The organism is Megasphaera sp. An286 (assembly GCF_002163455.1).
GTDB classification, from domain to species: Bacteria; Bacillota; Negativicutes; order Veillonellales; family Megasphaeraceae; genus Megasphaera; species Megasphaera stantonii.
The window spans coordinates 1-651 of the sequence record NZ_NFIY01000051.1 but is presented as its reverse complement, the minus strand read 5'-3'; the positions used below and the strand labels follow the sequence as shown (position 1 = coordinate 651).

1 rRNA gene is annotated in these 651 nt (G+C 55.5%); it reads left to right on the top strand.

The features are described 5' to 3' along the window. Nucleotides 1–651 (top strand): 23S ribosomal RNA (locus B5F80_RS11145); the annotation flags it as partial.

The window sequence follows — 651 nt, the reverse complement described above, 5'->3', positions numbered from 1 at the left end:
TGGTGGGATACCAACCTTGTTTTATTGGGATTCTAACGAGAGACGTAACGAGTCTTTGGACAGTCTCAGGCGGGCAGTTTGACTGGGGCGGTCGCCTCCGAAAGAGCAACGGAGGCGCCCAAAGGTTCCCTCAGCGCGGACGGAAACCGCGCGAAGAGTGTAAAGGCAGAAGGGAGCTTGACTGCGAGACGGACAGGTCGAGCAGGGACGAAAGTCGGGCTTAGTGATCCGGTGGTAGAGAGTGGAATTGCCATCGCTCAACGGATAAAAGCTACCCTGGGGATAACAGGCTTATCTCTCCCAAGAGTCCATATCGACGGGGAGGTTTGGCACCTCGATGTCGGCTCATCACATCCTGGGGCTGAAGTAGGTCCCAAGGGTTGGGCTGTTCGCCCATTAAAGTGGTACGCGAGCTGGGTTCAGAACGTCGTGAGACAGTTCGGTCCCTATCCATCGCGGGCGGAAGAAACTTGAAAGGGGCTGCTCCTAGTACGAGAGGACCGGAGTGGACGGACCAATGGTGTACCAGTCATGCCGCCAGGTGTGCAGCTGGGTAGCTACGTCCGGGACGGATAAACGCTGAAAGCATCTAAGCGTGAAACCAGCCTAAAGATGAGGTTTCTCATTGTGAAAGCAAGTAAGGTCCCATGA